This window comes from Nocardia altamirensis NBRC 108246, from assembly GCF_001612685.1.
Lineage (GTDB): Bacteria > Actinomycetota > Actinomycetes > Mycobacteriales > Mycobacteriaceae > Nocardia > Nocardia altamirensis.
In genome coordinates this window covers 65,394-86,782 of sequence record NZ_BDAY01000007.1, presented here as the reverse complement: position 1 = coordinate 86,782, position 21,389 = coordinate 65,394, and the positions used below count along the sequence as shown (strand labels likewise).

General features: G+C 67.0%; 23 protein-coding genes. 8 read left to right on the top strand and 15 right to left on the bottom strand.

Annotation, left to right across the window (positions count from 1 at the left end; translation table 11 throughout):
* Positions 1-24 precede the first annotated feature (24 nt).
* Together NA11_RS03915 and NA11_RS03910 are read left to right on the top strand one after the other, a co-directional pair.
* Positions 25-657: a TetR/AcrR family transcriptional regulator gene (locus NA11_RS03915; protein WP_174567655.1), complete on the top strand. Its 633-nt coding sequence runs from the start codon at positions 25-27 to the stop codon at positions 655-657.
* A gap of 125 nt (positions 658-782) precedes the next feature.
* The gene (locus tag NA11_RS03910) at positions 783-2,018 is read left to right on the top strand and encodes a glycosyltransferase (RefSeq protein ID WP_069160335.1); all 1,236 of its coding nucleotides are present in this window, start codon (positions 783-785) and stop codon (positions 2,016-2,018) included.
* Here NA11_RS03910 and NA11_RS03905 read toward each other — a convergent pair whose 3' ends face one another.
* Positions 2,019-2,537, bottom strand: a complete 519-nt coding sequence (locus tag NA11_RS03905) for a DinB family protein (RefSeq protein ID WP_069160334.1) — start codon at positions 2,535-2,537, stop codon at positions 2,019-2,021. It abuts the gene before it with no gap.
* 102 nt (positions 2,538-2,639) lie between these two features.
* On the bottom strand, positions 2,640-2,825 hold the full coding sequence (locus NA11_RS03900) for a DUF1059 domain-containing protein (RefSeq protein WP_069160432.1): 186 nt from the start codon (positions 2,823-2,825) through the stop codon (positions 2,640-2,642).
* Positions 2,826-2,973: 148 nt separating this feature from the next.
* On the opposite strand from NA11_RS03900, the gene NA11_RS03895 reads away from it, so the two are divergent.
* The gene (locus NA11_RS03895) at positions 2,974-3,609 is read left to right on the top strand and encodes a nucleoside deaminase (RefSeq protein ID WP_218023236.1); all 636 of its coding nucleotides are present in this window, start codon (positions 2,974-2,976) and stop codon (positions 3,607-3,609) included.
* A gap of 101 nt (positions 3,610-3,710) precedes the next feature.
* Complete coding sequence (locus NA11_RS03890) at positions 3,711-4,151, top strand: VOC family protein (RefSeq protein WP_174567654.1); 441 nt, start codon at positions 3,711-3,713, stop codon at positions 4,149-4,151.
* Between the two features lie 52 nt (positions 4,152-4,203).
* On the opposite strand, the gene NA11_RS03885 is transcribed toward NA11_RS03890, so the two are convergent.
* A complete protein-coding gene (locus NA11_RS03885; RefSeq protein ID WP_069160332.1) occupies positions 4,204-4,878 on the bottom strand; it encodes an SMI1/KNR4 family protein in 675 nt (224 codons plus the stop codon).
* A 63-nt stretch (positions 4,879-4,941) separates the two neighbouring features.
* Positions 4,942-5,505 carry an adenylate kinase gene (locus NA11_RS03880; RefSeq protein WP_069160331.1) on the bottom strand — a complete coding sequence of 188 codons (564 nt, stop codon included), beginning with the start codon at positions 5,503-5,505 and terminating at the stop codon, positions 4,942-4,944.
* Positions 5,506-5,612: 107 nt separating this feature from the next.
* On the opposite strand from NA11_RS03880, the gene NA11_RS03875 reads away from it, so the two are divergent.
* Positions 5,613-6,017, top strand: coding sequence for a YunG family protein (locus tag NA11_RS03875; RefSeq protein WP_069160330.1), 405 nt, complete (start codon positions 5,613-5,615; stop codon positions 6,015-6,017).
* A 39-nt stretch (positions 6,018-6,056) separates the two neighbouring features.
* On the opposite strand, the gene NA11_RS03870 is transcribed toward NA11_RS03875, so the two are convergent.
* The 3 genes from NA11_RS03870 to NA11_RS03860 all read right to left on the bottom strand — a co-directional run bounded on the left by NA11_RS03870 (position 6,057) and on the right by NA11_RS03860 (position 9,491).
* Positions 6,057-8,477, bottom strand: a complete 2,421-nt coding sequence (locus tag NA11_RS03870; RefSeq protein WP_069160329.1) for an ATP-binding cassette domain-containing protein — start codon at positions 8,475-8,477, stop codon at positions 6,057-6,059.
* Between the two features lie 145 nt (positions 8,478-8,622).
* Positions 8,623-9,036: a VOC family protein gene (locus NA11_RS03865; protein WP_069160430.1), complete on the bottom strand. Its 414-nt coding sequence runs from the start codon at positions 9,034-9,036 to the stop codon at positions 8,623-8,625.
* A 5-nt stretch (positions 9,037-9,041) separates the two neighbouring features.
* Positions 9,042-9,491 (bottom strand): helix-turn-helix transcriptional regulator, encoded by a 450-nt coding sequence (locus NA11_RS03860; protein ID WP_069160328.1) that lies wholly within the window; start codon positions 9,489-9,491, stop codon positions 9,042-9,044.
* A 654-nt stretch (positions 9,492-10,145) separates the two neighbouring features.
* On the opposite strand from NA11_RS03860, the gene NA11_RS03855 reads away from it, so the two are divergent.
* The 3 genes from NA11_RS03855 (at position 10,146) to NA11_RS03845 (ending at position 12,467) form a co-directional block, all read left to right on the top strand.
* Positions 10,146-10,778 carry a TerD family protein gene (locus tag NA11_RS03855; RefSeq protein WP_069160327.1) on the top strand — a complete coding sequence of 211 codons (633 nt, stop codon included), beginning with the start codon at positions 10,146-10,148 and terminating at the stop codon, positions 10,776-10,778.
* Between the two features lie 137 nt (positions 10,779-10,915).
* Positions 10,916-11,605, top strand: a complete 690-nt coding sequence (locus NA11_RS03850; protein WP_084654075.1) for a GNAT family N-acetyltransferase — start codon at positions 10,916-10,918, stop codon at positions 11,603-11,605.
* A 193-nt stretch (positions 11,606-11,798) separates the two neighbouring features.
* Complete coding sequence (locus NA11_RS03845) at positions 11,799-12,467, top strand: cutinase family protein (RefSeq protein ID WP_245745711.1); 669 nt, start codon at positions 11,799-11,801, stop codon at positions 12,465-12,467.
* Between the two features lie 86 nt (positions 12,468-12,553).
* Here NA11_RS03845 and NA11_RS03840 read toward each other — a convergent pair whose 3' ends face one another.
* The 8 genes from NA11_RS03840 to NA11_RS03805 form a co-directional block, all read right to left on the bottom strand.
* Complete coding sequence (locus tag NA11_RS03840; protein WP_084654073.1) at positions 12,554-13,399, bottom strand: ABC transporter permease; 846 nt, start codon at positions 13,397-13,399, stop codon at positions 12,554-12,556.
* A 125-nt stretch (positions 13,400-13,524) separates the two neighbouring features.
* On the bottom strand, positions 13,525-14,484 hold the full coding sequence (locus NA11_RS03835; protein ID WP_069160325.1) for an ATP-binding cassette domain-containing protein: 960 nt from the start codon (positions 14,482-14,484) through the stop codon (positions 13,525-13,527).
* A complete protein-coding gene (locus NA11_RS03830) occupies positions 14,481-15,662 on the bottom strand; it encodes an acyl-CoA dehydrogenase family protein (RefSeq protein ID WP_245745710.1) in 1,182 nt (393 codons plus the stop codon). The genes NA11_RS03835 and NA11_RS03830 overlap by 4 nt, the downstream gene beginning before the upstream one ends.
* Positions 15,663-15,704: 42 nt before the next feature.
* On the bottom strand, positions 15,705-16,385 hold the full coding sequence (locus NA11_RS03825) for a DUF8020 domain-containing protein (RefSeq protein WP_245745709.1): 681 nt from the start codon (positions 16,383-16,385) through the stop codon (positions 15,705-15,707).
* A gap of 7 nt (positions 16,386-16,392) precedes the next feature.
* A complete protein-coding gene (locus tag NA11_RS03820; protein WP_167837558.1) occupies positions 16,393-17,523 on the bottom strand; it encodes an SAM-dependent methyltransferase in 1,131 nt (376 codons plus the stop codon).
* Positions 17,524-17,753: 230 nt separating this feature from the next.
* Positions 17,754-18,497: a 3-oxoacyl-ACP reductase FabG gene (gene fabG, locus NA11_RS03815; protein ID WP_069160322.1), complete on the bottom strand. Its 744-nt coding sequence runs from the start codon at positions 18,495-18,497 to the stop codon at positions 17,754-17,756.
* A complete protein-coding gene (locus NA11_RS03810; protein ID WP_069160321.1) occupies positions 18,494-19,030 on the bottom strand; it encodes a hypothetical protein in 537 nt (178 codons plus the stop codon). Before NA11_RS03810 ends, fabG begins: the two co-directional genes overlap by 4 nt.
* A 6-nt stretch (positions 19,031-19,036) precedes the next feature.
* Positions 19,037-21,388 (bottom strand): FtsX-like permease family protein, encoded by a 2,352-nt coding sequence (locus tag NA11_RS03805; RefSeq protein ID WP_069160320.1) that lies wholly within the window; start codon positions 21,386-21,388, stop codon positions 19,037-19,039.
* Position 21,389: the final 1 nt, after the last annotated feature.

The window sequence follows — 21,389 nt, the reverse complement described above, 5'->3', positions numbered from 1 at the left end:
GTCCACTTAGCTAAAGTGAGAGGGGTGCCGAACCATTTGCCTCACTCCCTGCGCTCCGACGCCCGCGACAACCGCGAGCGCATCCTCGACGCGGCACGCACGCTGTTCGCCGAGGAGGGCGTGCACGTGCCGATGCGGGAGATCGCTCGCCGCGCCGGTGTCGGCCCCGCCACCCTGTACCGCCGCTTCCCGACCAAAACGATCCTCGCTGCCGAGGCGTTCGCGGAACAGACGCACGAGTGCCACGCCATCGTCGACGAGTGCCTGGCCGAACCGGATCCGTGGCGCGGCTTCTGTCTGATGCTCGAGAAGACCTTCGAACTGCACGCCAGCTGCCGGGGCTTCACCGAAGCCTTCATGTCGGCATTCCCCGACGCGCTGGATTTCGCGGCCGAGCGTCAGTACGCGCTGCAGGCGGTCGCCGAATTGTCCTGTCGTGCAAAGAGATCCGGCGACCTGCGCCCCGACTTCGTCCTCGACGATCTGTTCCTGGTGCTCATGGCCCACCGCGGAATCGCTGCCGCACCGATGCCCGCGCGCATCGCCGCCTCACGGCGCTTCGCCAGGCTCGCCATCCAGGCGTTCCGCGCCTCCCCGGCGCACTCACCCTTGCCCCCGGTCCCCCGGTTGACGCCGGACATGACGAACATCCTGTGATGTCGATGGATCCCCCGTGCGCCCCCTTCAACATATAGCGCACCGGGGGGCTTGCGGCAAGAGCGGGGGCATGCGCCACACTTGCCGTTCGAAACGCCAGGACCTGCGGAGATGGGAGTTGCAAGGTGCGTGTGCTGTTGACGTCGATCGGATCGCGTGGGGATGTGGAGCCGGTGGTCGGGCTCGCGGTGGCGCTGCGGGCGCTCGGCGCGGAGGCGCGGGTCTGTGCGCCACCCGACGAGGATTTCGAGGCGCTGCTGGCGCGGGTCGGCGTGCCGCTGATCCCGCTCGGGCCGACCGTGCACTCGGTGGTCGCAGGCGATAAGCCACCGACCGCGCAAGACGCGCTCCGGTTCGCGGCCGAGCTGGTTACCGCGCGATTCGAAACCCTCACCGCGGCGGCCGAAGGATGTGACGTGCTGGTGGCGGCAGGCCTGATGCCTGCCGGTGCGCGTGAGGTGGCCGAGCAGCTCGGCCTGCGCTATGTGTTCGCCTCCTATCAGCTCTACGGCATGCCGTCGCGGCACTATCCGCCAGGAGCGTTGCCTGGCAAGCCATCTCAGCTGGACGAGGCCGAAATTGCGGCGTTGTGGGCGAAGGACACCGAGCGGATCAACACCATGTACCGCGAGCCGCTCAACCACAAGCGGGCGGCGCTCGGCCTGCCGCCGGTGGACAACGTGCGCGACCACGTCTACACCGACCGGCCGTGGTTGGCGGCCGACGCCGTGCTCTGTCCGTCGCAAGGCTTGACGGAGTTCGACCTCCTGCAGACCGGGGCATGGATTCTGCCCGACGATCGCCCGCTTCCCGCGGCGGTCGAGGCATTCCTGAGCGCGGGCGAACCGCCGGTGTACGTGGGTTTCGGCAGCATGGCGTCCTATGTGCCGAAGGACATTGCCCGGGTGGCCATCGAGGCGGTGCGGGCGCAGGGCCGCCGGATCCTGCTGGCCCGCGGCTGGGCCGGGCTGGTGCCGATCGACGACGCCGACGACTGCTTCCTCCTCGGCGAGATCAACCAGCAGGCACTGTTTCAGCGCGTCGCGGCCGTCGTGCATCACGGCGGCGCGGGTACCACGACGACCGCGGCACGGGCGGGCGCGCCCCAAGTGGTGGTACCGCAGATCGGTGACCAGCCGCAGTGGGCCGCGCGCGTAGCCGAGCTCGGCATCGGTGCGGCGCACGACGGTCCGGCCCCGACCGTCGACTCGCTGTCCGTCGCGCTCACAACGGCTTTGACTCCGGAGACCCGGGACCGCGCACAGGCGGTGGCGCGCACGATCCGACCAGACGGGGCGACGGTGGCCGCGAAACTGCTCATCGACGATGGCTCCCGCGCCGACACCACTCCTAGTCCATGATCAGCCAGACACCGACGCATCGCGGGGCGTGAGGATCTGCTCGCGCAGGATGTCCGCGTGCCCGCAGTGCTGGGCCATTTCGCGCAGCACATGCAGGTAGATCCAGCGCAGCGGAAGCGGTCCGCGCCGATTGCCGAGGAGCACGTCGTCGAGGTCGAGGTCGGCGGTTGCGCGGCGGGCCGCATCGCATGCCTCTTGGTGCGCACGCCGCACGGTGTCGATCGAGTCGTCGTCGGTCAGCACGAACGACTCGTCGGGGGTGTCCGGGATGCCGATCTCGCTGCGCGGCCGACAGGTCACCGCCTCGTCGAACCACACGCGCTCGACGAATGTGACGTGCTTGAGCAACCCGAGCAAAGTGGTCCGGGAAGCGACCAGGGACCGGCGCGCCTGCTCCTCGGTCAGCCCGTCGAGGCAGTGCTGCAAGCTTGCGCGATGCTCCTCGATGAAGTGCTCGAACTGGACCCGCAACGGATCGTTGATGACGGAGTCCATTGGCACAGCATTGCTTTGACTCATGCTCCGAGTATGACCTTGTCGGCACGGTCCACTGCCGTCGGTGGTGCGCACCGACCGCGGACCGGCACCGTGCAGATCAGAGGTGAGCGACCTCCGGCTGACTCAATCCTTGGCGTCCTCGAGCATCCCTCGAATCTGGTCGCGAAGCTCAGGCGAATCCTGATGCTGGTGCACCGACACCGCATGCTCGCTGGCGGCCCGCACCACCTCGTCCTCTTCGCCGCTGATCGCCAGGCTGCAGTTCATCTCGCTGGGATAGTTGCGGCAGTCGGCCACTTTTCTCGCCATACCGGCCTCCTCCGAAATCGCATCCAGCAGATCTGGACCGCGCCCATCGAATTCTTCCACCGTCGCAGCAGGCGAAGATCGGGTTCGCCGACTTTGCAACGCCCCGTTGTCTGGCACAGCGACGTCGATCAGCTGACACACTACGACGATGGAGCCAACCCCCCGCTCTGCCACGATCTCTCGACGCACGGCCGCGCTGGCGCTGACCGCCTCGGTAGCAGCGCTGACGACAGCCACTACCGGGACGAGTTCGGCGACCGACTCGACCGATATCGACGAGTCCGCCCGTATCACCATGGACCGGCTGAACAACTATCGACCGACGCCGGAGGAATGGCGCTTCCACGAGTTGCAGATGGCGCACGCCATCCGGCAGGCGGCAGCCAACCCGCGGTACCCGTTCGGCGCTGTCATCGTGGACGGCAGCGGATCCCTTGTTGCCGAGGGCGTGAACAACGGCTCGGCGCACCCCGGGTTCCACGGTGAGGTCGTCGCGATCAACGACTACGTCAACCGGCACGGCAACTCCGGCTGGCAGCACACGACCCTCTATACGACCGGAGAGCCCTGCGCCATGTGTATCGGCATGATCGCCTGGGCCGGTATCCCGCGCGTGGTCTGGGCCAGCTCGGTCGAGACCATCCGAAATTCCGGCATCGGCCAGATCTCCATCAGCGCAATCGAATTGGCGGCCCGCTCGCACGAGGTTTACCAACCCGAGTACCTCTTGGGCGGCGTGGGCGCCGCAGTAATGGACCCCGTCTTCCGAGCCCGCCCTCGGTGAGGCAGCGGATTACCGCACAAGTCACCGGGTTTCGGCCGTAGGTCGCTAAGGTCGTCCTCGTCGAAGCCCACATCGGGCGCACTGACGACGGAGGTAGAGCTGTGGCGATTCGGCGGATGGACAACGTGCTCATCGTTGTCGAAGACCTCGACCGGGTGATCGCGTTCTTCGTCGAACTGGGGATGGAGCTGGAGAACAAGGGGCCCGTCGAGGGACGCTGGGTGGAACGGATCATCGGGGTCGACGATGTCCGACAGGAGGTCGCGATGCTGCGGACCCCGGACGGGCACGGCAAGGTCGAGCTGGCAATGTTCCACGCGCCGAAGGCAATCACCGCTGAGCCGAAGATCGCGCCGGCGAACACGCTCGGCATTCGTCGCATCATGTTCGCCGTCGACGATATCGACGACGTCATCGCTCGCCTGCGCACGCACGGCGCCGAACTCGTCGGCGAGGTCGAGCAGTACGAGCAGATCTTTCGGCTCTGCTACGTGCGTGGTCCCGAGGGCATCATCGTCGGGCTGGCCGAAGAGATCGGCTGAAAGGCCGAGCAGGCCAACCCGCCTGTTCGCGAAATAGACTGGCGGCCAACGACTATCGGTTAGCGAGCTGTGCTTCGCTGTTGTTCAGCCACTTTCGGTACCACGTAGCGAAGCCGAGCGGGACACCCGCATCGTCGGTCACCGGCAGCAAGCCACCGTCACCGGCCCGCTCGTCGGCCCACATCTGTCCCCTCGCCCGCCCGCTGACGACAAGCGCCTCCCGATATGCGCAGCCGAGATGGCACAGGTAAACCAGCCCGACCGAATGCTCGGGCCGGTCGATGACCTGGTAGCGGTCGTCCCAGTAGGCGTCCTCGGCCACCCCGAATGCCTCCGGCGAATCGAAGGCTTCCCTGACCGGCGGACCGGGGAGCCCGTCCGCCGGGTTGAACGCGGCGATATGTGGGAAGGGTTGCGAAAGTGTTTCCAGTGCGGTGATTTCCGCGCCGTCACCGTCCCACTGCCAGCGCTCGTCCAGTTGACGGACGGGAAACAACCCATAGGCGGGCCCCGCCCCGCCTCGACCGACCGTCAAGAGAAACGACCGATATTCCTCCGGCAGCTCCACCCCGAGCTGGTCTTCGATCTCACTCAACTCGGACGGGCTCAGCGGCGGTTCGAGCCGCCACCCATGCCCGTGCCCACTTGCGCCGAAGATCTGATCCGCCCCCGGAGCCGCGGCCAAGCGGGCAATCCGCTCGCTCACATCTGACCAGTCATGCGTCATGGCTTGGCACCCTATCGCAGCGCCGAACCACGCACGCTTCCCAAGGATGGACGTCAGGCGGCGTCAGCGGGGCAGGGTCGCGAGGATGCGTTCGGAGACCTCGGCTACCGTGCCGACGCCCTCGACCATGGCAGCGATGCCTCGGGCGGCGTAGCGGTCGATCACCGGTTGAGTCTGGTTGTGGTACACCGCCAATCGCTCGCGAACCACGTCGGGATCGTCGTCGGGGCGGTGTTCGGCTTCGTAGCGGATGCGGCACCGTTCGAGGATCACCTCGTCGGGCACCAACAGCACGACGGCATGCCGCAGCGACAGCTGCTTGTCGGCGAGCAGCTCGTCCAAGGCGGTGGCTTGGGACAGCGTGCGCGGATATCCATCCAAGACAAAACCTTTGGCCGCATCCGCGTCAGCCAACCGATCGGCCAACACCGCCAGGACCAGCTCATCGGGCACCAGCTTGCCCTCCGCCATGATCGCCTCGGCCTGCACACCGGCCGCCGTCCGCGCCTGCACCGCGGCCCGCAACAGATCACCCGTCGAGATGTGCGGAACCCCGAGCCGGTTCCGCAGCAGTTTCGCCTGCGTCCCCTTGCCCGACCCGTTCGGCCCCAACATCACAATATGCACAGCCCCTCCTCCAATCGCGGTGAAACAGAGGCTACTTGGCCGTCCCCGCCCGAACCCACACCCGCCGGTCGGCGCGGACTGTCGGTGTACAGTGGCATGCTGCCGACATGATCCCGTGGAACCTGCTGACCATCGACCAGGCACTGCGCGCGAGTTGGGCCGCCGACACGTGCTCTCCCGACGACATCGAGCGGGCAGGCTGGCAGCCGAGCAACCCCGCGTGGGGTCATTGCGATGTCACGGCGTTGATCGTCAACGACATCTTCGGCGGTGAGCTCATGGTCGGCGAGGTGCGACTCGACGAGGAACAGCAGGGTTTTCACTGGTGGAACCGCTTGCCGAGCGGTATCGAGCTCGACCTCACGCGCGAACAATTCCAGCTCGGGCAGACCATCACCGCGGCACGTGTCATCGAGCGCAGGCCGGGTCCGACGCGATTCCGCTGGGACGAATACCTCCTGTTGCGCAAGCGCGTGATCGATCGACTCGGGTACTTGCCCGAACCTATGTGACCCGCCGCTTGGCGGCGTCGGGATACGTTGTGCGGGTGGCTATTTCGATCGAGCGCTCGTCTTGCGCTTGCCGTTCGGGGTGGCACCGACGTACGTGGCGAGGTGTTCGCCGGTGAGGGTGGAGCGGGCGGCGATCAGATCGGCGGGTGTTCCTTCGAAGACGATCGTGCCGCCGTCGTGCCCAGCGCCGGGACCGAGGTCGATGATCCAGTCGGCGTGCGCCATCACCGCTTGGTGGTGTTCGACGACGATGACGGATTTGCCGGAGTCGACCAGGCGATCGAGCAGACCGAGGAGCTGTTCCACGTCGGCCAGGTGCAGACCGGTCGTCGGCTCGTCGAGGACGTAGACGCCGCCCTTGTCGGCCATGTGAGTGGCGAGCTTGAGGCGTTGACGTTCACCGCCCGACAGGGTGGTGAGCGGCTGGCCGATGGTGAGATACCCGAGGCCGACGTCGGCGAGGCGACGGAGGATGGCGTGCGCGGCGGGGATGGCGGCTTCGCCTGCGCCGAAGAACTCTTCGGCTTCGGCGACCGGCATGGCGAGCACTTCGCTGATATCGCGGCCGCCGAGCTTGTAGTCGAGGACCGCGGCCTGGAACCGTTTGCCTTCGCATTCCTCGCAGAGGTTGGCGACGCCCGCCATCATGCCGAGGTCGGTGTAGACGACGCCCGCGCCGTTGCAGGTGGGGCACGCCCCTTCGGAGTTGGAGCTGAACAGCGCGGGCTTGACGCCGTTGGCCTTGGCAAACGCCTTGCGGATCGGTTCGAGCAGGCCGGTGTAGGTCGCGGGGTTGCTGCGCCGGGAACCGCGGATCGCGCTCTGGTCGATCGAAACGACCCCCTCGCCCGCCGGGATGGAGCCGTGCACGAGCGAACTCTTGCCTGAGCCTGCGACACCGGTGACGACAACCAGCACGCCGAGCGGAATGTCGACGTTGACGTTGCGCAGATTGTTCGCCTTCGCGCCGCGGATCTTCAACGCGCCGTTCGGCTTTCGCACCGCATCCTTGACGACGGTGCGGTCGTCGAAGTGCCGGCCGGTGATGGTGCCGCTGGTCCGCAGCTTCTCGACCGTCCCTTCGAAACAGACGGTGCCGCCGCCCGAACCGGCGCCGGGGCCGAGATCGACGACATGGTCGGCGATCACGATCGTCTCCGGCTTGTGTTCGACAACGAGGACGGTATTTCCCTTGTCCCGCAACCGAAGCAACAGCTCGTTCATCCGCTGGATATCGTGCGGGTGCAGGCCTGCGGTCGGCTCGTCGAACACGTAGGTGACATCGGTGAGCGAGGAGCCGAGGTGCCGAATCATCTTGACGCGCTGGGATTCACCGCCGGACAGCGTGCCCGACGGCCGGTCGAGCGAGAGGTACCCGAGCCCGATCTCCACGAACGAGTCGAGGGTATGCCGCAGCGATTCGAGCAGCGGCGCCACCGACGGTTCCTTCAGCCCGCCAACCCATTCCGCCAGATCGCTGATCTGCATCGCGCAGGCGTCGGCGATATTGACCTTGCCGATCTTCGACGATCGCGCGGCCTCGCTGAGCCGAGTGCCGTCGCACTCCGGGCATGTCTGGAAGGTCACCGCCCGCTCCACGAAGGCGCGGATATGCGATTGCAGCGAATCGACGTCCTTGGACAGCATCGACTTGCGGATCTTCGGGATTACGCCCTCGTAAGTGAGGTTGATGCCGTCGACCTTGATCTTGGTCGGCTCCTTGTAGAGCAGGTCGTTGAGTTCGCGCTTGGTGAACTTCTTGATCGGCTTGTCCATGTTGAAATAGCCACTTCCGCTGAAGATCCGGCCGAACCAGCCCTCCATGCTGTAGCCGGGAACGGTGAGCGCACCCTCGTTGAGGGACTTGGTCTCGTCGTAGATCTGGGTCAGGTCGATATCGCTGACCGCTCCCCTACCCTCGCAGCGCGGGCACATGCCTCCGGTGATGCTGAAGCTGCGCCGCTCCCGCGTCTGCGTCCCGCCGCGTTCGATGGTGACCGCGCCGGCCCCGCTGATCGACGCGACGTTGAACGAGTACGCCTGCGGCGAGCCGATATGCGGCTTGCCGAGCCTGCTGAAGAGGATGCGCAGCATCGCGTTGGCATCGGTGGCGGTGCCGACCGTGGAGCGGGGATCGGATCCCATCCGCTCCTGATCGACGATGATCGCCGTCGTCAGCCCCTCGAGCACGTCGACCTCAGGGCGCGCCAGCGAGGGCATGAACCCCTGCACGAACGCGCTGTAGGTCTCGTTGATCAGCCGCTGCGACTCGGCGGCGATCGTGCTGAACACCAGCGAGCTCTTCCCGGAGCCGGAGACCCCGGTGAACACCGTCAGCCTGCGCTTCGGCAGCTCGACGCTGATGTCTTTCAGGTTGTTGACGCGCGCGCCGTGCACGCGGATCAGATCGTGGCTGTCGGCATCGTGTCGCGCAGGCGACTTGTTCGTCCTCGTGGCCATGCTGATCGTATCTCCATCTGTCACGCGGGCCGCCTGCGCGGCGCCGTCGGCGAAGCCTCACTCGATCCAACCAGCATCGAGCGAGACGTCGGGTGTCATTCGTCGGCGCGTTGTCTGCCGCACGCCCCGGCCACTACGCGCGCATTCAGCGCACTTCCGCGATGCGGATCATGTTGCCCGCGGGATCACGGAAGGCACAGTCACGCACCCCGTACGGTTGGTCGGTCGGCTCCTGCACGACCTCGGCCGTTTCGCTGGCCTGCAGTCGTTCGAAGACGCTGTCCAGGTCCTTGGTGGCGAGGTTGATGCCTGCGAAGGTGCCCTTGGCCATCATCTCGGTGATGACGCGCCGTTCGTCGTCGGTGATGCCGGGGTCGACGGCGGGCGGATGCAGCACGATCGAGACGTCCGGCTGGTCGGCGGGGCCGACGGAGATCCAGCGCAGCCCGTTGTATCCGACATCGCTGCGGACCTCGAAGCCGAGGGTGTCGCGATAGAAGGCGAGGGCCGCGTCCGGGTCGTCCTGCGGCAGGTAAGCCTGAGCAATGGTGATGTTCATAGCGATCACGATAATTTCTGCTCGGTGACCTGCGCTTCTCGATTCCTGATCGGTCTGGTGACCTGTTTCGCCACGCAGGAGGGCATCCCGGCGGTCGCCTGCTCCGCCTCGCGCTTGTAGGTGCTCGGCGGCACGCCGACCAGCTCGGTGAAGCGGGTGCTGAAGGTACCGAGCGACGAGCAGCCGACGGCGAAACACACCTCGGTGACGCTGAGGTCGCCTCGGCGCAGCAGCGCCATCGCGCGCTCGATGCGCCGCGTCATCAGGTAGGCGTAGGGCGATTCGCCGTAGGCGAGCCGGAACTGGCGGCTGAGGTGCCCGGCGGACATGTGGGCGTCGCGGGCGAGCGCCGTCACGTCCAGCGGCTGTGCGTATTCCCGGTCGATGCGATCGCGGACTCGGCGCAACCGTGCGAGGTCGCTCAGGTGCTGCGCCGCGGTTGGTCTGCTGGTCACCTGCCCGATCGTGCCATATTGCGCACATCTCGGCCCGAAATCATCGCATTACCGACACCGCGCGCATTCGAACTCGGCGGCGCCGCGGAAACGGCGGGTCAGCGATGAATACCTACGATGCTTGCCGATAACCAGTGCGGGGCGCGACAGTGCCGATCGGCGGCCCTTCACGGCGGCTGGGCGGGCGATGCTCGACTCCGAATCGGTTGCGCACCAATCGCTCTGAGCGAAAACGGCTGCGCGAGTTCATACCTCGGATATACTGACGGCACGCGGATGATCGTGCGATACGAACCCCGTTGCGGCGCAACCACAATGCGTCACGGGTAGTACGGAATTCGAGCCGATCACCAAATGCGAGGGCACCTCACGCCGATTCGGTGTAATCCCGTTGGGAGGGTGATGAACCCGGTCGCTTGTGGCTGAACGACGCCCGCGCGGAGCAACCGCCGTCGAAGTTCCGACGGCACATGGGGAGAAAGGGAGTTGCCCATGCAGGATTTGGTTCTCAGCCGGAGAACGTCAACCAAGTTCGATCGACCGGTCGTCCCGCCCGGCTTCGATAGTCGCCGCCCCGGCGACATACATTCTGCCACAAGCGAAATCGGCCGAGCACACCGAGCAGGACACCAAATACGCGTCGGCCGATCCGGGTTGCGCAGCCAACCCGTCTTCCGCATCGCACACACCGGCACCCAATTACCCGGCGCCGCTCCCGTACGCACCCCGCGGCCCCCGGCCGACCGCAGCAGCACCCTGCGCTACGTGCGGATGGGCCTCGGCTGGGACGCGCTTCCCCGCCACACCCACGCCGGCCACCGCGCCGCCACCGCCGACCTCGACGCGACAGCACTGCTGTTCGCGGGCAACACCCTGATAGACGCCGTCTATTTCGCGAAGCTCACCTCCACCGACGGCTCCGTGCGCCACCTCGGCGACAATCGCACCGGCAACGGCCGCGGCGAGAAGGAGATCATCACCGTCGACCTGTCCCGGGTGCCCGCGACACTCACCACGGTGTTGTTCGTGGTTACCTCGTACCACGAACACCCCTTCGACGCGATCGGAAATGCCTTCTGCCGCATGGTCGACGGCGTGAGCGACACCGAACTGAGCTACCTCGACCTGTCCACCGCAGGCACCTTCACCGGCATGCTGGTGGCCGCGCTGCATCGCGACGGCGACACCTGGACGCTGCGAACCATCGACAAACCCGTCAGCGCAACCCATCCGGTCGAGGCCGTCCCCCATCTCGCCGAGCACCTCATCCCGCCGAGTAATAGCTGAAGCTGTTCAGCGCGACGCCCACGCCGCCACGCGGCAAGAGTTGGTCGACGTGAGAAGATCTCCGGCGTTGCGAATGGTGCCAGCGTCCGGGATGTAGGTGGTGTGGGTTGTCAGGATGGTCTGACGCACTCGGCGAGATGATCCAGGCAACAAAGAGATTCGTCAGCAAAGTCGCACTCGCCGGGCGCCAGCCACTGCACGGGTCCGCTGCCGGATTGGATGAGATAGTTCGCACCGTCGACCGCCAAGACCGCGCTGGTCGAGACGTACTCAGCGCGGCCGAAGACGGCCAGGCCAGTACATCGTCGGACCTAGGTTCGACCACGGGAGCAGCGGGCGTTCGGCCTGTCGTGACGAAAGTGTTGACAGGTGATGACTGGCAGCTGCGCCGCGAGTTCGCATTGCGCAAACTCACTGACACTCCGTGGGCCTTCAAGACCACCTTAGAAGAAACGCAAACCAGACCCCCGCAGTATTGGCGGGACCAATTCGTTGACCGAACCAGCATCATCGCTGTATTCCGGAACGGGGAGCCGGTCGGCGAGCTCAGTGCGGTGCCGTCGGCGGACCGCCCTTTTGCCCAAGAGCTCATCGGCGTGTGGGTGGCACCCGAAGCCCGCGGTTCCGGGGTCATCGATGACCTGATGCGGTCTCAGTTGCAGTGGCTCCAGGACGAGGGGCACCGGCAGGTTCAGGTGTGGACCCGCGAGGACAACGTGGCGATGCTGCGCGTGGCTGAACGGCACGGGTTCACCGTCACCGGCAACACCAGAATCCGCTCCCACACCGATATTCCCTCCATAGAGCTGATCCGCGACCTGCCGTGAGTGTCGGCGGCCTTGTTGCCGCCGAACGCCGCGCTTGTTCACCGGAACTAAAGTCGCTGTAGCTCGGCTGAAGCGCGTTGACTCGCCGGAGCCGAGGACATAAATTCTCTCGCGTTGCAGCGAATTGACCACGTGGTCTTATGTTTTCGAAAATTGTCCCAGGTGAATAGAAGCGTGAGGCGTAGTGAATTCGGTGGGTAAGTCGATTTTTTCGATTGTCGCGCGGGTGGCGGGTGTCGTCGGCCTGACGCTGGCCACAGCCGGGGTCGCCTCGGCCATGCCCGTCGCCGCCAAGCCGGCCGGAGCCGCATGCACCGATGTGGACGTGGTGGTGGCCCGCGGTACTGCCGAGCCGGGCATCCTCGGTGTGATCGTCGGCGACCCGATTTACGTCGCACTCCAGCGCGCCATGACGGGACGCACGACCAGCGCGTATCGGGTGAACTACCCGGCCGATCTGAACGAACCGGTCTCGGTGCAGGCGGGTAACCGCGATCTGGTCGACCATGTTGTCGCCCAGGCGAACGCCTGCCCGCATCAGCGGTTCGTCATCGTCGGCTACTCCCAGGGCACCAACGTGGTGGCCAACTCGGTCGGCGTCAGCAGCGACGGTGCACTGGTCGGTGGACCCATCGCGGCCACGCTGCCCGAGTGGGTCGAGCCGAAGGTGTCGGCGCTGCTGATGTTCGGGCCGCCGATTCGCGCCGCGGGCCGCGGCATCACCGGCCCGTACGCCGGGCGCACCTGGGAATTCTGCGCGGCGGGTGATCCGGTCTGCCAGGCATGGGGCATCAATCCGTTCGCCCACCTGAGCTACATCGCGCACACTCCCGAGGCCGCAAGCTTCGCTGCTGACCGCTGAGGGCGCGGACGGCAGCGATATAACTGGTCCGCGCTCTACGGGAGAGGGTGGAACCGCCGTAGAGCGCGGCCAGTTCTCTTCGTCGATCAGCGACTCAGGTCGCGGAAGGCGTTGACGGAGAGCGGAACGAAGATCAGCAGCAGCACCACGGGCCAGACGACGGCCATCAGGACGGAATGGGCGGTGACCCAGGAGTCGCCGAGCACACCGGGATTACCGAAGAGCTGACGAGTGGCGTTGACCGTGGCGGACAGCGGATTCCAGTCGGCGACGACGCGCAGCCAACCGGGCATGGCGCTGGTCGCCACGAAGACACCGGAGAGCGCGCCGATCGGGAACTCCGCGGTCTGCACGCCGATGATCGCCGCGCTGCTGGTGAAGGCGAGACCGAGGTAGACGCCGATCCAGATCAACGCGAAGCGGAGCAACAGGATCAGGCCGATCGCCGCGACGAGATCGCCGATCGAACCGTGGTGGCGCCAGCCGAGCACCAGACCGGTCAGGATCATCACCGTCAGGGTCAGCATCGAGAGCAGCATGTCGCCGGCCGCGCGCCCGATCAGCACCGCGGCGGCCGAGATGGGCATCGAGCGGAAGCGGTCGGTCACCCCGCGATCGACATCGGTGGTCACCGCGAGCGCGGTGGCGCCGATGCCGAACAGCATCGTCATGGTGAACATGCCCGGCACCAGGTAGTCGCGGTATTCGCCGCCGCCCGGCACGCGCATCGAGCCGCCGAACAGGTAGACGAACATCAGCATGACGAGGATGTTGAACACCAGCGCGAACATGATGGGTCCCGGATTGCGGCGCCAATGAGCGAGCCCGCGCAGGGTGAGGGTCCAACTGTCCAGCAGCGCCCAGCGGAGGCCGCCGCTATTCGGGACGAGGACCCACGCATTCGTAGGGTCGCTGTCGGTTCGACCCGACACCCCCGCACTAACACCATCACCGCCAGCTAGACCCGACACCTTCGCACTCACACCATCACCACCAGCAAGGCCCGACGCCCTCGCACTCGCTCCATCACCACCAGCTAGACCAGGCACTGTCGTACTCACGTGATCACCGGCGGTTCAGTGTCGTTGCCGGTGAGGTGGAGGAAGACCTCGTCGAGGGTCGGGCGGCGCAGGATCAGGTCGTCGAAGCGGATGTCGACGTCGTCGAGCGCCCGGACCGCCGCCGACAACGCGCTCGCCTTGTCGGCGACCGGCATGCTCACCTGCCTGATGTCGGCGTCGAGGACCGGGTCCGCGGTGCCGAGCCTGCGCACCGCGTCGGCCGCCGCCGCGACGCGGAACCGGTCGTGCACCACGAATTCGATTCGGTCGCCGCCGATTCGGGACTTCAGCTCGCTCGGCGTGCCCTCCGCGATGACCTTGCCCGCATCGATGACGTTGATCCGGTCCGCCAATTGGTCTGCCTCGTCCAGGTATTGGGTGGTCAGCACGACGGTGGTGCCCGCCGCGACGAGCGCGCGGACCGCCTGCCACACCTCGTTGCGGCTGCGCGGGTCGAGCCCGACGGTCGGCTCGTCCAGGAACAGGACGGCGGGTGCCAGGATCATGCTCGCGGCGAGGTCGAGCCGACGGCGCATGCCGCCGGAATAGACCTTGACCGGCTTGTCGCCGGTGTCGGCGAGGCCGAACTGCGCGAGCAGTTCGGCGGCGCGGCGGGCGGCCGCCCGCGGCGTGAGGTGGAACAAGCGGCCGAACATGACGAGGTTCTGGGTGCCGCTGAGGACCTCGTCGAGCGCCGCGTGCTGGCCGACCAGCCCGATGCGGCTGCGCACCAGGTCGGCCTGGCGCGCCACATCGAAGCCTGCGACGCTGGCGTGGCCGCTGTCGAAGCGGAGCAGGGTCGCGAGGATGCGCACCGAGGTCGATTTGCCCGCGCCGTTCGGGCCGAGCAGGCCGCACACGGTGCCCGGTGGCACGGCGAGATCGAAACTGTCGAGGGCGTACTTGTCGCCGTAGCGCTTCCGGACACCCTCTGCGGTCACCGCGGCAGCACTCATACCGTGACCGCCTCGTACGCCGCCGCACGCGCACGCAACACATGGTCACCGATGTCGAGCTCGGCGACCTCGCGCGCGCCCTCGATGATCTGCATGATCTTCGAGTCGCGAAAGTAGCGCCCGACCCGGCTGTCCGGCGCGCACCCGGCGGCGCCGAGCAGCTGCACCGCATGCTCGCTCACCGAGGCAGCAGCTTTGGCCGCAACGTATTTCGCGACGACGGTGGCCAGGATCGCGTCGCGTTGGTGCGCGGCCCGCTGGTCCGCCGCCCGCTCGCACAGCGCCCGCGCGCTCTCCACGTCCACCCAGCAGCGGCCGAGCATCGCCCGCACCGTCTGATGATCGGCGAGCCGCATCGAACCCTGCGCTCGCTGCGCAACATGATCGCGGGTGTCGGCAAGACAGGCCTGCGCCATCCCGAGGCAGCCCCAGGCGATGGTGAAGCGACCGTGGTCCAGAGCGGTGCCGACGGCGTGGGACAGCCCGAATCCCGGTTGCCCGATGACGTTTTCGCCGGGAACCAGCACGTTGTCGAACGACAGGTGCGCGATGCGCGCGCCACGCATGCCGAGCTGGCCGGACACCGGTTCCACGGTCACGCCGGGACCATTCGTCTCGACCAGCGCCGCCATCGAGCCCGCCGTTGTCCGCCCGAGCACCAGCACCACGTCCGCGGCAGCGCCGAAGGTGATCCACAGCTTGCGCCCCGACATCCGCCAGTCCGCGCCGGTCCGCTCGAATGTCGTTCGGATGCCGGACAAGTCGCTCCCGGCGTTCGCCTCGGTCACGGCGAGCCCGGCGACCATCGCGCCGCCGGTGAGCGCAGGCAGCCACCGCGTGCGTTGCGCCGCGGTCCCCCACCGGTCCACCACCGCGGCAACCATGGCCTGGACGGTGAACAGTGAACGCACGGAGGTGCACGCGAAACCGAGCCGCGCCGCCACCGCACCCAACTCGTGCGGGCCGAGGCCCGACCCACCGAACTCCACCGGCCGGTCCGGCCCGAAAAGCCCGGCGTCCCCGAGCATTTCGATCGCGGAGGCCGGCAACCCGTCTCGATCCCACACCGCGGCGTCGGCCGCCGCGATCTCGATGACCTGCTCGATCCCGAGCACCGACGCGCACCCGCCGGTGCGTTCGCCTGCTTCCTGGTGATAAACGCACCGGGAGTCGGCCACGATCCCTCCTTGTGCCACAAGACCGTTGCGGCGGTCAGCCGGTCATTTAGCCGGCGGTTGGTTGAGTGCGTCGAGGAGCAGGAGGCCGCCGAAGACGGCCATCGGCATGCCGACCGCGATGACCCCGACGGCAGCGCCGATGGTGGATCCGACCAAACCTGTTGCGAGACAACCACCGATGAACCCGGGGATAGCCAGGACCCCGATCGTGGCGACCAGACCGGCGGCCGCGCCGACGATGCCGCCGACGAGACAACCGATGCCTGCGCCGACGGCGGTGCCGATCAGCGTCCCGAGCATCACGCCGACGTTCAACTGGGTGGAGAACCGCATGAGCGCGTTGTTGAAGCTGTCGGACTGCGGATCGGTCGCAGGCCTGCTGTCGGCGATCGGATCTGGTGCAGGCACTGCGGAACTCGGGTCGGTCTCCGGCCGCAACGTGGCGGTGTTGCCGTCGACGGTGGCGTTGATCGGCCACCGCATCCCGTCGCGCACGTACGACAGTGGGAGCTCGACCAGCGGTCTGCCGTGCTGATCGTTGATCCGGAATCCGTTGCCGTCGGCGCTCAGCGAGCCGCCGTCGGTCCGCAGCACCACCGCGCCGTCGACGAGTTCGGCCGAATAGCCGATATCGCGTTCCAGCTCATCGGCATCGGCCGTGGACATCGCGCCGATCATGGTGGCGGCGGTGGCGATCGAGACCGCCGTGAGTTTCATCCGCATGGCACGTTCACTCTCCTCGGAAGGTGGCCGGATAGGCCGCGAACAGATCTCGGTAGAACGGAGTGGAGCGAAATTCGGCGCCGCCGAGATACTTTCCGTCCCAGTCGATATCGGCGTGCGGCTGGTCGGTGAACCGAGCGGTCAGCTGATAGTCCGGGTGGATGCGGTCGGCGCTCAACTGCACCGCGAAGCTCAGATCGAATTCGTCGCCGACGGCGACGGCCCTCGGGTTCTCGACGGTCGCGGGGACGAATACGGGCAGCCACGACGTCTGCTGCGCGATCGAATCGATGGGTTCCTGATCGTCCGGCGACACCCAGAGCCGAATGCCGAGGGCGATGCCGCCGAACTGGCCCGCGCGGTCGATGCGCACCCGCGACTCGTGCACCGCATAGTCGTAATCGGCGACGCCGAATTCCAGCACTTCGACCGTCGTCGGCGCCGCGAGTCTGCCGCTGTCCGGAACGTCGGTCCAGCACAGCCGGAGATCGAAAGGACCACCCACCGACTGGAATACCCGGTCGACATACAACGCATACTCCGCCTGAAAAGCCGGGCCTGCGGCGCCGAGCACGGCCGCGTAATCGAACGGCACGGCGACCGTTTCCACGCGATGCGGAATGAATATGCCGGACGGGCGAACCAGGCGTCTCTTGGCGTCGGCGAATATTTCGCAGATCCCCTCGGAACTGGCAATGGCGCCAATGGTTTCCGAGACGCACACGTCGGCAGGCTCGGGTAGCTCGATGGTCCGCGAGTCGCCGGTGAGCACCGTGATCACGTCCGCGAAACCACGTTCGGCGATCAGTGCCCTTGCCTTCTCGGCAGATTCGGGTAGCGCCTCGATCGCCCACACCTTGGTCGCGCCGGCCTCCGCGGCCACCAATGCCCAGTTCGCCTCGGCGCCGGTGCCGATGTCGACCACCGTGCGCCCGGACGCGCAACCGCGCAGGGCGCGATCGAAGGCCTCGACGCGCAGTGCGTCGGCGGTCATCATCGAGTACAGCTTCTCGTCGTAGACCGGATACTCGCCGACCGAAGGTATCAACGTGATACGGGGCGCGTCGTCGCCGACCGATGCGACGTTCGCGCGCAGTCGACCGCCATATCCGATGGATCGCATCCGCAGACCAGTCACCCGAATTCCCCTTCGAGAATGCACACCAACGAGATCGGTGATATGCCGTATTGCCATGACATCGAATGGATTTCGTATTCCGAAACCCGATGACTCGAACTTTAGGCAACCCGCCGCAACACCGTCAACGTTCGTGAACGCACAATCTGCGCACCCGAAAAGGGCACGCAGATATACGAAAAGGCATTATTGAGCGCGGCGAAATCAATGGTCGCCGCGAGATAACCGGGTCAGGCGGTGAGTCCGCCGTCTACGCAGAATGTATGCCCGGTGATATAGCTCGCCTGCGCTGAGGCGAGGAATGCGACAAGGTTCGCCACTTCTCGTGGTTCCCCGAATCGCTTGAGCGGTATCGACTTTCGAGCCGCGGCGGCCGCCTTCGGGTCGAGCGCCTTGGTCATGTCGGTGTCGATGAAGCCGGGCGCGACGGTGTTGACGCGGATCCCGAACCGCGCGACCTCAGCGGACAGCGCCTTGCCGAAGCCGATGAGTCCCGCTTTCGTTGCCGCATAGTTGGTCTGGCCGAGCACGGCGGTCAGTCCCGCCACCGACGACAGCGTCACGATCGAACCAGAACCGCGCCGCATCATGCCTGGCACCACGGCCTTGCAGACATGGCGGACGCCGGACAGGTTGGTGCGCAGCACATCGTCCCAGTCGGACTCCGTGGAACTGAACAGCAGCACGTCCCTGGTGATGCCCGCCGCGGACACGAGCACCTCGGCATCACCGAACCGCTCCTGCGCAGCCTTGACGAAATACTCGACCTCCGCGGGACTCCCGACGTCACACGCCGCGCGATACACCTGCGCACCACGGGCTTTGCATTCGGCGGCGACTTCTTCCGCGGCAATGCTCGGGCGCAGGTGGCAGAGCGCGATGTCGTATCCGTCGTCGGCGAGGCGAACGGCGCAGGCGGCGCCGATGCCACGCGCACCGCCGGTGACGATCGCGAGCGGCCGCGCAACGGTCATTTCTTCGCCTCCGTCTTGCCCTTCACCCACGCCGGTCCGGTGACGAACCAGACGATGGTGATCAGCAGCAGCGGCTGCAGCACGCCACGCAGCTCCGTGGCCTGGGTGGCGTCGGCGACCGTCACCGACAGGCCGAAGCACACCGCGATCGCGATTCCGGCTGCGGCCAACCACTTCACGAACGCTCTGATCTCGTTCTGCATCGCCTCCGGACCCTCCTTCGGCTTCTTCTCCGGCCGTGGCGCACCCGCGAACTTGTAGGCGAACCAGCCGTCGAGCCAGGCGATGGTCGACTTGCCGAAGACCACGGTCCAGCCGAGATAGATGCCTGCGAGCCGATGGACACCGGTGACGGCCGCGCCGTTGTACACGTCGATCGCCACCGCGGTCACCAGCGCGACGTCGATCAGCGGCACCATGGCGAGCACCACCGTGCTCGCCTGCCGCCAGCGCGCCACATACCGCAACAGCAGGCCGGTGGCCGCGGCGATCCAGAATGCCGCCTCGCAGGCCAAGATTATGGTCACCATCATCGCAAATCACCGCACCTGTCGAAGTGTGCTCGAGCACGCGAGCAGATAGACAATCAATCCCACCGCGATCAGGCCGGCACCGGCGACCACCGAGGTGACCGGGTCGAGCACCACGTCGGTGATGCCAACCCAGCTCAAGTATTTGCAGACCGCGTAGCCGAACGCCGATCCGACGCCGAGGCCTGCGACTACGCCGACCGCGGCGACCACCGCCCCCTCGACGCCGACGCTGCGCAGCACCAGCCCCCTGCTGAAGCCGATCTGCCGCAACGTCGACCACTCCTTGGTGCGGCCGCCGGTCAGCACGCCGAGCACCACGCCGAGGGCGAGCAGCAGGCCGATGCCGACCACGGTGGACAGCTGGGTCAGCGCCTCGATGATGATCTTCGACTCGGCCTTCTGCTTGACGCCGTAGTCGGCGATGGAGCGCGCAACGAGATTCGGCAGCCCGGCCGCGACGGTCGTCACCGCGCCGAGGGCGGCCGGGTCCTCGGTGCGGACCAGCAGGTACTGGAAGCCTGCGGCCGTCGCCGGATCGGCGGACACCACGAAGTCGCCCAGGGTCGGCGCGATGTCGTAGATGCCGGCGACCTGCACCGGCGAGCCCTGCACCTGGATCGAATCGCCAACGGCCACACCGAGCTTCGCCGCCGCCGCGGTGGAGATCATGGCGTGCTCGCGATCCACCGTCGCGGTTCCGGCGACCATCGAGAGCCGCAACGCGCCGCCGCCGACCGGACCGTCGATGGCGACGCCGTTGCCCGCGTGACCCGAGACGTCGACACCGTTCTGCGGCGCGACGGCCACGACTCCGCTCGCGCCGGGCACACCGCGCAGCGCACCGACGTCGGCGGCCGAGATCACGAACCCGGTCTTGGGCTCGACGACCAGCTGCGCCCCGACATTCGCGTCGATCTGCCGGTTGATGGAGGTATCGGTGGACGTCGCGAACACCGAGATGATCGCGACGAGTGTCGCGGTGAAGCCGATGCACGACACCGCGACCGCGGCCTGGGTGCGCACCCGGCCGACGCTGCCGAGCCCGAACCAGGGCAGCAACACCCCGCGCGTCCCGCCGATCTCGGAGAACGGCGCGAACACCCGAAGGGCAGGCGCGGCGAGCACGAACAACCCGAGCAACACCAGGCAGTAGCCGACGACAATGCCGGTGAAGCCGAACCGCTCGGCGGTCGTCGACCAGATGCCGAGCGCGATCGAACCGACGGCGAGCACGAGCAGCGCGGCACGGCGCACGAGGGCGAACCGCCGTGCCGCGCCTGCGTTTTCCGTGCGCCGCGGGCCGGAGATCACGTCGCCGAGGAACCATGCGCCGCCGAGCAGCACCGCGACCGCGAGCACCGCGCCGAGCCACGTCCACGCATCGATGGCGACGCCGTCGACGGTGAAGGTGCCAAGCAGAATCTGATCGGTCGGCACCAGCGCATCGGCAAGCAGTGCGAGGGCGGTGCCGACGATCGCGGCCCCGATCAGCATCACGAACGCTTGAATCGCCTTGACCGCCTGGATTTCTCGCGTCGGCACCCCGATGCGGCGCAGAATGTCGAACTGCGGCCGCAGGCTCATCGCCAACAGCACCAGCGAGAACACCAGGGCCGCGGCCAATCCGCAGACCAGCACCGCGGCGAAGATGATCGCGATGACGCCGACGAAGCTGACATTCGAGATCTGTTGCGAGGTCAGCTCATCGACATAGTCAGCGCGGGTCCGCACGGTGGCGCCCGATTCGGCGAGCCGATCCGCGGCCGCCTTCGCGTCGAGGCCGCTCAGTGACACCAGCGTGTACCCGTCGCCGAGCACCTCACGAGCCAGCGCCGCGGTGCCGAGGCGCACCGACGTGGCTTCCGCGATCGCGGGCAGGTTGTTCTCGACCGGAACCCGAATTCCGTTGACGCCCATCACTTCCGCGCTGCCCCGTCCGGAGGCCGCGGCGTCGGCAGCTACGTCGGCGGGACCGAATGCCAGCGCGGGCGTCGGCTGCGCACAGGCGCCGTCGGCCCGAACGAAGTATCCGGTCACCGACTGCGACGACACGGCGCCCGCATACAGGACGACCTGGCCGGACGCCTGCGCCAAGACACACGCACCTGGCGCCGCACCGGCAGCCTCAGCGATCGCGCCGTCCGGCAGCGGTGTGCTCGACGTGACGATCAGCTCCCCAGGCAGCACGCTGCCCGCGATGGCCTGAGAGATCTTGTCGCGGTAGGACATATACAGCCCGCCGGGAATCAAGAGCGCGGCGAGCAGCGCGATCGAAATGATCAGGACGAGCACGGTCTGGCGCCGGAGCCGACGGAGCTGACCGACGGCGAGGCCGACCATCATCTGCAGCCGTGGCATG

Coding starts and splice junctions, on each gene's coding strand:
- NA11_RS03895 (WP_218023236.1), top strand. CDS start 2,974: ATGGAGCCAACCCCCCGCTCTGCCACGATCTCTCGACGCACGGCCGCG.
- NA11_RS03900 (WP_069160432.1), bottom strand. CDS start 2,825: ATGGCGAGAAAAGTGGCCGACTGCCGCAACTATCCCAGCGAGATGAAC.
- NA11_RS03810 (WP_069160321.1), bottom strand. CDS start 19,030: ATGATGGTGACCATAATCTTGGCCTGCGAGGCGGCATTCTGGATCGCC.
- NA11_RS03870 (WP_069160329.1), bottom strand. CDS start 8,477: ATGGCCACGAGGACGAACAAGTCGCCTGCGCGACACGATGCCGACAGC.
- NA11_RS03850 (WP_084654075.1), top strand. CDS start 10,916: ATGATCCAGGCAACAAAGAGATTCGTCAGCAAAGTCGCACTCGCCGGG.
- NA11_RS03825 (WP_245745709.1), bottom strand. CDS start 16,385: ATGCGGATGAAACTCACGGCGGTCTCGATCGCCACCGCCGCCACCATG.
- NA11_RS03875 (WP_069160330.1), top strand. CDS start 5,613: ATGATCCCGTGGAACCTGCTGACCATCGACCAGGCACTGCGCGCGAGT.
- NA11_RS03905 (WP_069160334.1), bottom strand. CDS start 2,537: ATGAGTCAAAGCAATGCTGTGCCAATGGACTCCGTCATCAACGATCCG.
- NA11_RS03835 (WP_069160325.1), bottom strand. CDS start 14,484: ATGAGTGCTGCCGCGGTGACCGCAGAGGGTGTCCGGAAGCGCTACGGC.
- NA11_RS03885 (WP_069160332.1), bottom strand. CDS start 4,878: ATGACGCATGACTGGTCAGATGTGAGCGAGCGGATTGCCCGCTTGGCC.
- NA11_RS03865 (WP_069160430.1), bottom strand. CDS start 9,036: ATGAACATCACCATTGCTCAGGCTTACCTGCCGCAGGACGACCCGGAC.
- fabG (WP_069160322.1), bottom strand. CDS start 18,497: ATGACCGTTGCGCGGCCGCTCGCGATCGTCACCGGCGGTGCGCGTGGC.
- NA11_RS03805 (WP_069160320.1), bottom strand. CDS start 21,388: ATGCCACGGCTGCAGATGATGGTCGGCCTCGCCGTCGGTCAGCTCCGT.